Origin of the sequence: Magnetospirillum moscoviense (assembly GCF_001650635.1) — a bacterium.
Lineage (GTDB): Bacteria > Pseudomonadota > Alphaproteobacteria > Rhodospirillales > Magnetospirillaceae > Magnetospirillum > Magnetospirillum moscoviense.
This window is the reverse complement of record NZ_LWQU01000104.1, coordinates 12,981-26,324: the sequence shown is the minus strand read 5'-3', so window position 1 is coordinate 26,324 and position 13,344 is coordinate 12,981. Positions and strand designations below refer to the sequence as shown.

Sequence of the window (13,344 nt, the reverse complement as noted above, 5' to 3'; positions counted from 1 at the left end):
CCCCTCACATCTTCTGTTCCAGGCTTTTATGCCGTTCCTCGTGGACCAGCTCGGGGACGGCGCGGCGCACCGCGGCCACCACCTCGTCCTTGACCCAGCGCTCCGAGCCCCGGATCGCCGCGACATCCTGTAGGAAGGCCTCCACGGTCCCGGCCGGCGGCGGCGTCTCGACCACCACGCCCAGGGCGGTGAACCGTGCGGTGTCGATGCGGTCACCGGTGCGGTGGAATTCCTCGAACGGCTTCTCGCCGGTCGTGTCGGACGGCGCGAACCAGCACGGCCACCCCCCCTTGGGAATGGCGGTCATCGCCCGGGCCTCGTCCTCGCTGGAGCACAGAATCGGCTCGAGACCATGATGGCGCAGGAAGGCGACGGCGATGTCGGAAAAGGTCATCAGGTCGCTGTCGGGGTCGAAGCGCGGAAAGAACACTTCGTTGGCCCGCCCCAGGAAGGCCGCCAGCAGGCACAGCTGGCCGGATTCCTCGTGCGAGATGAAATAGCGGCGCACATCGGACGGCGCCGCCAGCGGCTGTCCCTTGGCCAGGCGGCTTTCGAAACCCTCGAGCAGGCTGCCGGCGGAAAAAGCGACATTGGCGAAACGGGCCGAGCTGGCCACGGCCTGGCCGGCCTGCTCGAACAGCACCTTTTCCATCAGGTTCTTGGTGGCCCCCATCAGGTTGACCGGGCGCACCGACTTGTCGGTCGAGACCGAGAATATCCGCGACAGCCCCCGGGCCGACGGGTGATCCAGGAAACGCGACAGCGCCCCGACATTGACATCGACCATGCGCAACAGGCTGTAGACGTCGCGTTCGGACCGCACATGCTTGACGGCCGAGAAATTGACGAAGGCGTCGTAAGGGCAGTGATCGGCGGCGAAGCGCAGGAACTCGTCGGTGCCGAAATCGACACTGACGGTCTTGAAGTCCTCGGGCAGGGCCAGGTCCGAGGACGAGCGCAGGTCGCGGACGATTTCCACCAGGGTATTTTCGTTGACGTCCACCAGATGCAGGCTGGCCGGCCGGAACCGGACCACCTGCTTGACGAACGCCCCGCCGATCGAGCCGGCGGCACCGACCACCAGCAGGCGCTTGCCGTCAATGGCGGCCCGCAGCGCCGGAGAATGGGCGTCGATGTCGTCGGCGAACAGGGCGCGGGTGCGCCGAAGAATGCGAGACAGCAACGGGTCGGCGGTATGAAAATGGGTCACGGACGATCCTCGACGCCAGAGCGGACGGAAATGCCAAGAAAGCGGGGGGCGAACACGCGGTCGGGTCCCATAAAGGCCCTGGCGCGGTCGAAAGTGGCCTGCGGGGCCTTGAGATCGGTAACGATCGCCGCCTCGGCCGTGGAAAACGTCTTGGGCGTCGGCAGGACGGCCAGGGCGGCACACCTGTCCCGCTCGGCAGCGTCATCGACGAATCCCAAAATCTCGACGGGGTGATCCAAGGCCGCCAGCACCGCCATCTCGCCGATCTCGGATGCCCCCCACAAGACGACCCGCTTCCAGCCACGGTCGCTGCAGGCGGCAAAGATATCGCCGTATTCCTGGCGAGCGGCCCGGACAAGATAGAAGGATTGCCGCAGGAATTCGGCGGTCAGACGCCCCTTCTCGGCCAGCCCGGTCGGCGTCAGGTAATAGGCGTAGCGATTGGCCGGCGCCATTGCCACCTTGATCAGGCCGGTCTTGACGCACCTTTTGAGATAGGCATTGGCCAGACCCAAGGCGATCCCGAGATCGCGGGCGATGGTCCTTTGGGTGACCCGGCTGTTGCCGTCGATGGCGGACAGCAGCTTCAACAGAAGCCCAGGCTCGTCCCTGGTAAGCGCTTTGTCGATGGATTCTGACATGGGTACCCCGGCAAGGAGGCCCAGCCATACCATGTTCATCCCATGAACGTCAATCCGTCGCCCGGCCGCATTTTGGTCTTGCTGCCCTGGCCGCCGATGCGGCATGAAAGCCGGTATGTTCCCCACCCTTCCCACGACCTCGTACGGTCTGACGCTTGCGACTGTCGCTCTGGCCGCTCTGGCGCTGACCGTCGCCGGACTGCTCAGCCGCCCGCCGGCCGAGCCGTCCCGCCACGGCGCCCGGGTCCTGATGATCGGCTGGACCGCCCTGGCGAGCCTGGAATTCTGGATTCTGGGGCCGGCCTCCTATCTCGCCACCTATGCCGATCTGGATTTCACCCCCCTGGTGCAGACCTATCTGGTCGATCGGCATCCGGGCGGACAGTTCGCGCATGCCTTCGCCGGCGGAAACGACGTCGCCGCCCTGGGATTGTTCACCGGACAATATGTGGCGCTCGACCGCCTTCTGCTGTCGGTCCTGCCCCTGTGGGCGACCAGCGCGATCTTGCGCATCGCCCAGGAAGGGGTGGCCCTGGTCGGCATGTACCTGCTCGCGCGCAGGTCGTTGGGCGCCGACCGGCTGCTGGCGCTGGCGGTGGCGGCGGTCTACACCCTGAGCAACCAGTATTTCGTCAAGCTGACCTGGGTTCACGGCCTGGGTTTTGCCCTGATCCCGCTGTTGATCCACCTGGCGGTGGGACGCTCGGCGCGCCGGAATTATTGGCCGCCGCTGATCGGGATCGGCCTGCTGCACACCATCTCCAGCACGCCCACCCATAGCGGCATGGCGGCCGTTGGCGCCTTGGCCCTGTCGCTGGCAATGGTGCCGCGCTGCCGGCCGCTGAAAAGCATGATGGGGATCGCCGCCCTGGGCGGCCTGCTGGTCCTGAACTGGCACGAATCCTTGTGGGCCAAGGCGCAATTGTCGCCCTATGCCTTCCGCTCGGCGGAAACCGTGCTGACGCTCGCCCCGGTCGATACCGTGGTTCACGCGCTGATCCAGATCACCGACCTTGCCGATCACCGCATCGCCTGCCTGTGGCTGGGCCTGGCCGCGCTGTGGCTGGCGCGGTCGCCCCAATGGAAACGGATGGCGGTGGTCCTGCTGGTCAGCGCCGTCGGCGGGCTGGTCATCCAGAACCTGCCGTGGGCCGCCATGGGCAAGCTGAAGCCGCTGGCCAGCCTGAATTGGGATCGGGTCCGGCTGTCCCTGGACATCCTGGCCCTGATGGCAGTCTGCCTTGGCACCGGCGCGCTGGCGGCTGCCGGCCAGCGGCGCGCCCGCCATGCCGTGTTCGCGGCCGTCGGCGGATTGGCCGTCGCCAATCTCGTTTGGTGCAAGGCCTACAATCTCAGCACCTGGGTCAGCCTGGGCGGTCTGGCCAACGACGTCGCCGGGCTGGAAAACGTGGCCGCCATCCGGTTGCCCACCACCGAACCGGTGCGGGTGGTGACCGTGCCCTATCGCCTGCCGAACAACCTGGCCGCCGCCGCCGGATTAAGCAGCTTCGACGGAATGTTCAATCTGAACCTGACCAATTATTCGTATTTCTGGCTGCATGCCGTCCTCAAGCATCCCGGCGACGCCGAATCCAGCTATATCACGCTGGAAACCGCGGCTTTGGACATGAAATGCTGCGCCAGCATCGACCTGACCGGGCATGCCGACCTGGCGATGTTGCGCCTGGTCAATGTCGGCTATGTCCTGAGCGCGCTCCCCCTGACCGGGGCCGATGTCCGCCAGGTCTGGGGACCGCCGCCCGACCAGGACCTGCCCAGCCGCCGCACCGATCCTGTCGGTCAGCGCGTCCTGGGCTATCTGCGCGAGATGGTGTCGGCTCCGGCGATCAGGGTCTATGCCATCGGCAGTCCGGCGCCCCGGCTGTATCCCGCGCGCTACGCCGTCGCCAGTTCCGACAACGACCGTCATCCCGGATTCTATGAACTGGTCCGCCGGCATGGACCGGACGGCGGCATCGTCGCCGCCGAGGACACCCTGGCCAGCCTGCGGCCGACCAACAGTCTGTCTGTGGTGGGCTTCGATCTGGTGACCGACGGAATCGACGCCCGGGTCGATGCCCCCGATGGCGGCGTGGTTGTCGTGTCGATCCCGTTCTCGCCGTATTGGAGCGCCAAGATCGACGGGAATCCGGTGGTTCTTCAGCCGGTCAACGGCGCCCAGATGGCGATGGCCATTCCGGCCGGCACCCGTGCGGTCGAACTTCGCTATCATCGACCCAGGCTACGGGAAAAGCTGGGGCTTCGCTGAAGCCCCAGCTTTCGATCCGATCCCGTGATTACGACGCGGCGTCCGTCGCGGCGGTCGCCACCGAAGCGGTCTTGTTGCGCCGCTTCTGCTTCTGGCCGCTGAAGAAGTAGTAATAGACGGCCCGCCAGGCGGCCTTGATCCAGCTGACCGGGTCGGACGGCTGCGCGCCCCGGAAGATCCGGAAGCTCAGCAGGTACGTGTTGAAGATGGACCCGATGAAATTATAGACGCTGGTGATCGGCAGGCTGGCCAATGGCTTCAGCATCGGCTGCATGAAATCGGGAAGATTGCAGAAGATCGGGCCAAGATAGACCAGATTGACCTGGATCCGGCGCTCGATCGGGGTGTAGTTCGTCAGGACGGATTCGTTTCTATACGTATTGTTGTAGTCGAAATCATCCGGAAGAACATTCTTCAGCTTGGCATATTCGGTCAGTTCCGTTTTGGGGAACGGGCAGAACACGCTGAAGGTCGTCGCCGTCGGCGACGCCTTGCGGGCGAAGTTGATCGAGGTGAAATCGTCTTCCAACGTCGTCCCGGGCAGCCCCAGCATGGTGTTGGAATGGGTATAGATGCCGTATTTGCGCGACACCTCATAGGCGTCCAGCATCACCTTGTCCGGCATGTTGCGCTTGAGCACGGTCATCCGGGCCTCGAGCACGCCGGTCTCGATGGACATCGACACCGAACAGCAGCCGGCCTTCTTCAGCAGCCGGCCAACATCGTCGGTCAACCCATCCGCGCGGATCAGGCAATAGAACGGCAGACCGATTTCCGCCGAATAGCGCTCGGCGAATTCTTCCAGCCAAGCATCGGCGCGAATCGCGAACACATCGTCCGAGAAGCGGATGAACCGCAATTGCGGATAGGTCTCGCGGACATGCTTGATTTCGGCCAGCAGGTGATCCACCGACCGGCGGACGAACAGCTTGCGGCCATCGCCCTTGAACATTCGGTTGAAGGCGTGATTGAAGCAATAGGTGCACTTGTAGGGGCAGCCCCGCTGGGTCTGGAACGACCGGATGCCGACACGCTGCAGGTTGGGATCGAAGTCATAGATCAGCGAGCGGTCGAGGAACGGCAGCGAGTCCAGATCCTCGATCACTTCCTTGATCAAGGTGTCGCCCGAGGATTGCAGCACGTTGGGGATGCCGGAGAAATCCTGCCCGGCTTCGATCCGGTCCAAGATCGCCGGCAAGGCGTTGTCGCCGTGCCCGACGACGATGGCATCAAGGCCCATCTTGTCGAGGACTTCCGGGAAGTAGGTCGGATGCGGCCCCCCCATGACGCGCCAGACCTTGCGCCCGGTTTGGCGCATATAGTCCTTCACCTCATTGTCGCCATCGATGAAGAACTGTTCGTTGGCGGTAATCGTCGAATAGCCGATCACGTCGGGTTCGAACTCGCGCAACGCTTCTTCCATCGACTGGCGGGTCAGGACGCATAGCCGCGTCTGGTGGCCCTTTCGCTTGGCGATCGCCGACAACAGCATGACGCCCAAGGGCTCGGAATAGAACAGGTGGGATGTGACGAAGAGTATTTTCATGGGGGCGGAGTATTGCATGGCAGCGAACCGCAAATCCACCACATCCTGTGTGGGGACATCGCCGGGGCGACCGACCGGATTCAGCCACCACCAAGAAGTGGTTTGACCTGCGCCAGCAGACGCTGTGCCACCTGGCGATTGCCCGCCACCCCTAAATGGCAGAAGTCGGTAAAGACCGGATTTTCCGCCAGAACATCGAGGCTATCAGTGAAATCGACCACCCAGGACATTGGCCGCTCCGCCAACTGGCGGCGCAGCTCGGCGTAAACGGCCAGATACTCGGCTCGCTGCCGATCATCCAGGGTCAAGTAGTCGGTCCGGTGACGGCCGATATAGGCGTTGGGCTGCAAGACCGCCAGAAAATGCCCTCCCCGGGCGGTTACGATGGCGTGGGCAATGCGCCAGTTTTCGATCAAGGTGGACACGACTTGGCGGGTACGCCGGGAATCGCCCGCACACATCCAGTGAACTTCGATGGCTTGGACACCCTCTTTGCCAGCCATCATCCGGCTTCGCTTGACGATGCGTTGGGCCATGTCTCGGGTATGTTCGAGAAACACCATGTCACCAATTCGTCCAAGCATCACGGCAAGACTCTGCCCTTTGCCCTGCGCCTGCCATTCCAGGCCCCGGTTGATCTGGTCCTCGAAATGATGGGCGTTGATTCTTGAGCCCGGCTCGCACTGATGCTCGATGTCGTTGACGCCATCATAGAAGATTACGACGTCTGGCATCTGGTTCTGGTTAGCAAGGTTGATCAGACGGTCCAGGCTATTCCGGCTCATATAGCCGGATTCTCCCTCGTTGAACACGACGACACCCGGCAAAGCGGCCTGCAACTGAGCTGGGATGGTATCGGCATCGGCGACCCCCGTCCCCCAAACGGTTGACCCGCCGAAGACGCCTATGGTCTTGCCGGATAAGGGTACAGATGGCTCGAAATGGCGACGGCTGCCGCCGGCATCGACCGTCGTATGGCGGCCTTGATAAGGCTCTCTGCGCCAATCGACATACGAGCGGAAGCGGACCGGGATGGCACGATGTTCCTGGTAGATTTGCCGGGCCAAGGCTCGATCGTCATAAACGGGCAATTCTGCCCGGGAGTCCGACGCTACTTCCAGAATGTCGTAGCGGACGGTGTTGTAGCCGGAAATCAGAACCCAGCAGAACCCGTTAAGGACCGCCAACAAAACGGCCAGCACCACCCCATTGGCGATACACAGGCGCAAAAAGGCTTTAAGTCTTGCCATCTCTATCGAACGCCACGATTGACAACCCAAGGCAGTCCATTGTGACGTGGCGCATCCGTGTTCACGCAAAGGTGTGCGAACACGCTATCATATAGCCTATATCAAATGGCACCAGTGCTAGACTTATTATATAAGTCTGGGCGAGGCAAGAACATTAGGGAAATCAGAGCCAGCCCCCCCGAGACCGCCAAAAACAAGGCATGCATCAAGACGCTGGTGGCGAAGGCCAGGTCCGCCGGCACGCCGGCCAGCGCCGCCGTCGCCGTCCACGCCCCCTGGATCGGACCGAAACTGGCCAGTCCGTTAATGGGCAGAACGAAGGCCAGAACCGCAGCGCAACCGCAGAACATCGTCACCATCGGCTGCTGGTCGGCGCCAAGCGCGATGGCGCACCAATGGAAGAAGGTGAAGTTGACCGCAAAGGTCAGCAGGCTGACCAGATAAAGGACCCACAAACCGCGACGCCGATCGAATCCGCTGAGGATGCCGCACAGCGGTCGGTCCAGGCGGGCCATCCAGGGACGCTCGGCGAATGACGCCACCAGGCGGTGCAGGGCGGCCACCACCCGCGGCAGCAGCAGCGCCGTCAAGGTGGCGCCGATGGCCAACACCAAAGCGGCCGGCGCCAACGGGCGCAAGGCCGGGATGTCCGGCCCCAGCCAGACCGTGGCGAGACCGCCGAAGAACAACACCGCCAGCAGATCGTAGCCGCGCAGAGCCAGCAACAGCCCGGCCGAATGCCAGGCATCGATGCCCAACCGCCGCAGGAGCAACGGCAAGGCCAGCTCGCCCGACCGCATCGGCGCCACCGAGGCAACGAAATTGTGCAGCACCGAAATGGCCAGCAAGGGCGGTGTCGGCGGCCGCCGGACGACGATGGCCAGGCGGATTCCGCGCAGCAGGCTGATCACCGGCACCAACAATGCCGCCGCCACCAACCAGCCCGGCCGGGCGGCGGTCAGATGCCCGCCGATGGCGCCGATATCGACCTTGGCGGCGATCACGGCGGTCATGGCGGCGGTGATGACCAATGCTGCGATCAGCCGCAGCCAAACCTTCCGGCGCGACGATTCCGGGGCGGTCACGGCGCCGCCTCGTCCAGGATCGCGGCAACCAACCGACGGCCGATCTCGGGTTTGTAATGGAACGGATCGGCGGCATAGAAGCCGCTCCGGTCGGACAGATCCGACCACGACAGATCCTTCGACCCCGGAAAGTATCGCGCCACGTCGGCACGGAACCGCAGGAAATCCGGCCAGGCCGGCAGGGATCTCAGCAGCTCGAGGATCACCGGTGCCAGCGGATTGATGAACACCTTGACGGTCACACCGCGCGCTTGCAGGCGCTGGACGGTCTCTGCCAAGTGGGCCAGCCGCCACTCAGCATAACGGACATCATGGTAATGGCGGGCCCGTAACATGGCCAAGGTCGCCTGGTCGTCGATCCGCGCCCCCGGCGCATCGGCGGCCTTCACCCGGTTGCCGGCGGGGACGGCCACGCCCGGAGGTTCGCCTTTGACCGCGGCCCGCCACAGCGTGTCCAGGCTGGCGACGGCGGCCGGACCGCTGAGCAGGTAGCTGGCGACCGCCTGGCCCTCGCGCGCCGCGAAGGCGCCCCGGCTGGCCGGAAAGCCCCGTTCGTTCATCATGTAGAAATCCAGCCCGATCAGAACCAGCCGTGTCTGGCCGACGTAGCCGTCGAGAAATTCGGCGATCTCCTCGGGCACCGCCGAGGCAAACGACGCGTTGAGAAAGCGCCAGGGCGGCGGCAGCATCGCCGGGTCGATGATGGCGGTCTTGCTGGAACCGATGATCAGGGCGTCGTGACCACCCAATCGGGCCAGATGCGGCTTGGCGTCGCGCTCGCTGGACGCGTAAAGCCCCCACGGCGCGCGGCCCAGCCGACCGAACGGATCGACCGTCGCCGTCAGCGCCGCAGCCGCCGCGCATGCCGCGGCGGCGACCGACAGGGCGATCCGCAGGTAACCGGCGGGGGAGGAAATCTGCATTACCGCGACCTGCTCAGAAATTGAAGTAGATGAATTCGCTGACCTGCGACATTCCCAGGATTCCCGCCGCCAGCATCAAGCCGACCACCGCCGCCCACGACGGAACCGGGCGCCACCGCCAGGATTCATCACGCGGGTCCAGGGCGATCTCGGGCACGATCCGTTGGGTGTTGGGCATCAGCCAGCAGATTAGCAGCAGCAGCGCGGCAAGAGCGGACGTCTCCAGCGGCGTGGTCACGACCTGCTCGCTGAACACCGCGCCGAATTGTACACCGTGCGCCTCCAGCCAGCCAGCCCCAGGCAGATCGGCCACCCGGCGCGGCAGGCGCAGCTGATCCAGACCGGCCATCGCCGTCAGGACGCGCCCGGCCGAGACCACCGAGTCGGCCCGGAAGAACACCCAGGCCACCATCACCGCCACGAAGGTCAGCGTCCCGGCAACCAGCCGCCCGCCGGCACCGGTCAGCAGGCGGCGGCCCATCCGGTCCTGCAGCCCATGCCAGGCATGATTGACCATCAGATAAAGTCCGTGCAGCCCGCCCCAAATCACGAAGGTCCAATTGGCCCCGTGCCACAATCCGCCCAGCAGCATGGTCAGCATCAGGTTGACGTGGCGCCGGGCGCTGCCCCGGCGGTTGCCGCCCAGCGGGAAATACAGATAGTCGCGCAGGAAGCGCGATAGGGTCATATGCCAGCGCCGCCAGAAATCGACGATCGACAGGGCCTGGTACGGCGAATTGAAGTTCAACGGGAAGCGGACGCCGATCACCCGGGCCAGCCCCAGCGCCATGTCCGAATAGCCGGAAAAGTCGAAATAGATCTGCAAGGTGTAGCACAGCGCCCCCAGCCAGGCGTCGCCCAGAGTCAGCGCCGTCCCATCCCGTGCGGCCTCGAACACCGCGCTGGCGGTGGGCGCCACGTGGTCGGCTAGTCCCACCTTCTTGAACAGGCCGATGGCGAAGACCGTCAGGCCAACCGCCAGGTCGTGGGGCCGGATCCGGTAGGTTTCCGGCTCGGCGAACTGCGGCATCATGTCTTTGTGGTGCAGGATCGGGCCGGCGATCAGATGGGGGAAATAGGTGACGAACAGGCCGTAATGCAGGGGATTGGCCTCGCAGACCTGACGACGGTAGGCATCGATCAGGAAGGCGGTCTGGGTGAAGGTGAAGAACGATATGCCCAGCGGCAGCTCGATGCCGGCGGCGGCGGCGCGCATATCGACCAACGGAACCAAACCGTCGGCCAGAAAGGCGGCATACTTGAAATAGCCCAGCGCCGTCAGGTTGGCGCCGATTCCCGCGATCAGCCACGTTCGCCGCAAGGCCGGTGAATCGATGGCGGCGAACAGGGCCAGACGGCGGCCGATCAGGAAATTGACGGCGATGGACAGCGTCAGGATCGGCAGATTGCGCCAGTCCCACCACGCATAGAACAGCACCGAGACGACCAGAAGCCAGGTTTCGGCAGCGACGGTACGGCCGGTCCGCCCCAGGGCGAAGAACACCGCCAGCGTCACCGGCAGGAACAGGAAAAGAAACTCGAATGAGTTGAACAGCATCGCGCCGTCCGCCGTGCCGTCTCAGCTGTCGCCGGGTGGTTCGTTTCGGCTGGTCTCGGCCACCAGACAGGCGGGATCGACAAGTTCGCCCTTGGCGACGATCAACTCGGCCAGCATGCCGAAACAGACCAACTGGACGGCGATCACCCCGGTCATGACCCCGAAGGACAGCAGCGGGCGGTGGCCGATGGCGTTGTCGGTGAACAGCCAAACGCCGGTCAACCACGCCAGAACCGCGGCGCTGACCAGGCCCAGCGCCACGCCGATGCCGCCAAACAGATGGCCCGGTCGGGTCGAGTAGCGGGTCAGGGCCACCACGGTCAGCAAATCCAAGAGACCGCGGACATAGCGCTCGAGCCCGTATTTGGAAACGCCAAAGCGACGGGGATGGTGCTGGACGGGAATCTCGCCGATCCGGAAACCCTGGGCGTGGGCCAGGACCGGAATATAACGGTGCAGCTCGCCATACAGGCGAATGTTGCGCACCACGCCGGCCCGATAGGCCTTGAAGCCGCAATTGAAGTCTCGCAGCTTCACGCCCGACACCTTCGACGTCACCGCGTTGAACAAGCGCGACGGCAAGGTCTTGTCCAGCGGGTCCTGGCGGCGTTCCTTCCAGCCGGACACCAGGTCGTAGCCCTCTTCGAGCTTGTCGAGAAAACGCGGAATCTCTTGCGGGTCGTCTTGCAGATCGGCGTCCATGGTCACGATCGTCCGGCCACGCGCCGCCCGGAACCCGACCGACAGCGCCATCGCCTTGCCGAAATTGCGCCGCATCCGGATGGCGTGCACCGAGCCATCCTCGGCGGCCAGGCGGGTCATCTCGTCCCAGCTGCCGTCCTGGCTGCCATCGTCGATAAACAGGATTTCCCAGGTTCGGCCGGGCACCGGCTGCAGACTCGCACGCACCCCCGCCACCAGCGCGGCCAGCGTCTCGCGCTCGTTGAAAGCGGGAACGACGATACTGATGTCCAGAGTGTCACTGCAGTCGGTCACGCCACCTCCATACCCTGAGAAAAGCGAGCCACCGCAGGATGGCCACCCGAGACACAAGTGCTACGATGAAGGGGGTGCTGGCAAGCAAAAACCGCGACCGGATCGGGGACCATCACGCGGCAAACGCGTCATAGACCCTGGCCGCCCATCCCTTCAGCGTCCGCTCGCCCAGCCATTGCGCGACCGGCACGAAGAAGCCGCTCTTGGGACGGTTGAGGACCTCGTGGGGCAGCGCCGGGACCGAACAGGCCGCCATGTCCTGCTTGCCGGGTCCTTGGCCGTCGCCCGCCAGGGCGACCACCGTCCGGAACAGCTCGACATCGACCAGCGGCACGCGGATTTCCAGCGAATGGGCCATGCCGGCCCAATCGGCGTCGCGCAAAAGCTGGTTGCGCATGTAAAAGCCCATTTCCAGGGCGGACACCTTCCGGCGATCACCCGCGATGTCCGCCGCCGCCGCCGCCAGGGCGGCACGGGCCTGCAGGTCGCGCCAGCCGATCCTGGCCATCTCGGGATCCATGACCCCGGCCAGTTCCCACGGCATGTGCAGGCCGCGCCGCAACAAATAGGCGTCGCCGAAGCTGGTCCCGTATTCCAGCAGGCCGGCGGCCTTGGGCGAGGCAAACCGCCCGATCCACGGTGCGGTCATCCGTCGCACCATTCGGCCCAGTCCGGACACGTGGCGCAGGGGCGCCATCGCGGCGACCAGCCGGGGAAGCTGGCGAAAGGAATCATACCCCCCGAACAGCTCGTCGCCGCCCAGCCCCGACAACGCGACCTTCAAACCGCATTCCCGCGCCGCCCTGGCCACGAACCATGTGTTCACCCCATCGACCGACGGCTGATCCATGTCGGCGATGATGCGCTCGCGATGGGCGGCAAAATCGGCGGCGGTGATATGGATGGTGCGATGGTGGGTGCCGTAATGGGCGGCGATGCGCTCGGCCAGCGGCGTCTCGTCCCTGGGTCCGCCGGCGAACTCCCGAAAACCCAGCGTCACGGTATGGGGCAAGGTTTCCGTCAGCTCGCGGGTACAGGCGGTCAGGGTCGCCGAGTCCAGCCCCGACGACAGGAAAACCCCGACCGGAACATCGGCCTCCAGGTGGTGGCGGACGCTGTCCAGCAAGGCCTCGCGCAGGCTGGCCCCGGCTGGCCCGGCCGGGCGTCCGAATTCCGCGCGCAGATCGAAGAATTGCCCGTACCGGCGTGTGCCGTCGGACCCGGCCCAGATCCACGATCCCGCCGCCACCGGCTTGATGCGGTCGTACAGCGTATGGGGTTCGGGGACATGGCCCCACAGAAAGAAGCCGACATGGCCGGCCGGATCCGGGCGGGTGTCGATGGCGCCGCCGGCCAGCAGCGCCTTGACCTGGGACGCCGCCCGCAGGGTACTTCCGTCATCGGCGACGTAAAGCGGCTTGATCCCGAAGGGATCGCGGGCCAGCAGCATCCCCTGCCGGGCCTGGTCCCACAGGGCAAGGGCGAACATGCCACGCAGACGCTCCAGCATGGCCATGCCGTCGCGGCGATACAGCTCCAGGATCACCTCGGTATCGGTATGCGAGCGGAAGGTGACGCCCTCGGCCTCCAATTCGGCCCGCAAGGCCCGGTAATTGTAGATCTCGCCGTTGAAAACGATGCGATAGCCGCCGCAGGTGCTGGCCATCGGCTGAGCCCCGGCCGGCGACAGGTCGATGATGGCCAGACGGCGATGCGCCAGCCCGACCCGGCCATCTGGCGACAGCCACAGACCCCGGCCGTCGGGACCGCGCGCCGTCATGGCATCGCGAATCCGCACCAACTCGTCGGCATCCACCGGACGGGAAGCGCCGGCTCCGGCGAGAATCGCGGCTAGGCCACACATGG

At 65.0% G+C, this 13,344-nt stretch carries 10 protein-coding genes; 1 reads left to right on the top strand and 9 read right to left on the bottom strand.

Features of this window, described 5'->3' with window-relative positions; all coding sequences use genetic code 11:
* Nucleotides 1-4: 4 nt before the first annotated feature.
* Complete coding sequence (locus tag A6A05_RS04815; protein ID WP_172822193.1) at nucleotides 5-1,210, bottom strand: polysaccharide biosynthesis protein; 1,206 nt, start codon at nucleotides 1,208-1,210, stop codon at nucleotides 5-7.
* Nucleotides 1,207-1,800 (bottom strand): winged helix-turn-helix transcriptional regulator, encoded by a 594-nt coding sequence (locus tag A6A05_RS04810; protein ID WP_172822192.1) that lies wholly within the window; start codon nucleotides 1,798-1,800, stop codon nucleotides 1,207-1,209. Before A6A05_RS04810 ends, A6A05_RS04815 begins: the two co-directional genes overlap by 4 nt.
* A 166-nt stretch (nucleotides 1,801-1,966) precedes the next feature.
* Here A6A05_RS04810 and A6A05_RS04805 point away from each other — a divergent pair, with 166 nt between their 5' ends.
* On the top strand, nucleotides 1,967-4,120 hold the full coding sequence (locus tag A6A05_RS04805) for a YfhO family protein (protein ID WP_156520905.1): 2,154 nt from the start codon (nucleotides 1,967-1,969) through the stop codon (nucleotides 4,118-4,120).
* A gap of 28 nt (nucleotides 4,121-4,148) precedes the next feature.
* Here the strand turns inward: A6A05_RS04805 and A6A05_RS04800 are convergent, their stop codons facing one another.
* From A6A05_RS04800 to asnB, 7 genes are all read right to left on the bottom strand, one after another.
* Nucleotides 4,149-5,666 (bottom strand): B12-binding domain-containing radical SAM protein, encoded by a 1,518-nt coding sequence (locus A6A05_RS04800; RefSeq protein WP_068498008.1) that lies wholly within the window; start codon nucleotides 5,664-5,666, stop codon nucleotides 4,149-4,151.
* Between the two features lie 80 nt (nucleotides 5,667-5,746).
* Entirely contained in the window at nucleotides 5,747-6,916 is a 1,170-nt protein-coding gene (locus A6A05_RS04795; protein ID WP_068498006.1) for an SGNH/GDSL hydrolase family protein, read from the bottom strand.
* 101 nt (nucleotides 6,917-7,017) lie between these two features.
* On the bottom strand, nucleotides 7,018-8,001 hold the full coding sequence (locus tag A6A05_RS04790; protein ID WP_068498004.1) for a lysylphosphatidylglycerol synthase transmembrane domain-containing protein: 984 nt from the start codon (nucleotides 7,999-8,001) through the stop codon (nucleotides 7,018-7,020).
* Nucleotides 7,998-8,924, bottom strand: a complete 927-nt coding sequence (locus A6A05_RS04785; RefSeq protein WP_068498002.1) for a hypothetical protein — start codon at nucleotides 8,922-8,924, stop codon at nucleotides 7,998-8,000. Before A6A05_RS04785 ends, A6A05_RS04790 begins: the two co-directional genes overlap by 4 nt.
* Before the next feature lie 13 nt (nucleotides 8,925-8,937).
* Nucleotides 8,938-10,482: an MBOAT family O-acyltransferase gene (locus A6A05_RS04780; RefSeq protein ID WP_068497995.1), complete on the bottom strand. Its 1,545-nt coding sequence runs from the start codon at nucleotides 10,480-10,482 to the stop codon at nucleotides 8,938-8,940.
* Between the two features lie 21 nt (nucleotides 10,483-10,503).
* Nucleotides 10,504-11,478 (bottom strand): glycosyltransferase family 2 protein, encoded by a 975-nt coding sequence (locus A6A05_RS04775; protein WP_068497992.1) that lies wholly within the window; start codon nucleotides 11,476-11,478, stop codon nucleotides 10,504-10,506.
* Nucleotides 11,479-11,590: 112 nt separating this feature from the next.
* A complete protein-coding gene (gene asnB, locus A6A05_RS04770; RefSeq protein ID WP_068498308.1) occupies nucleotides 11,591-13,342 on the bottom strand; it encodes an asparagine synthase (glutamine-hydrolyzing) in 1,752 nt (583 codons plus the stop codon).
* Nucleotides 13,343-13,344: the final 2 nt, after the last annotated feature.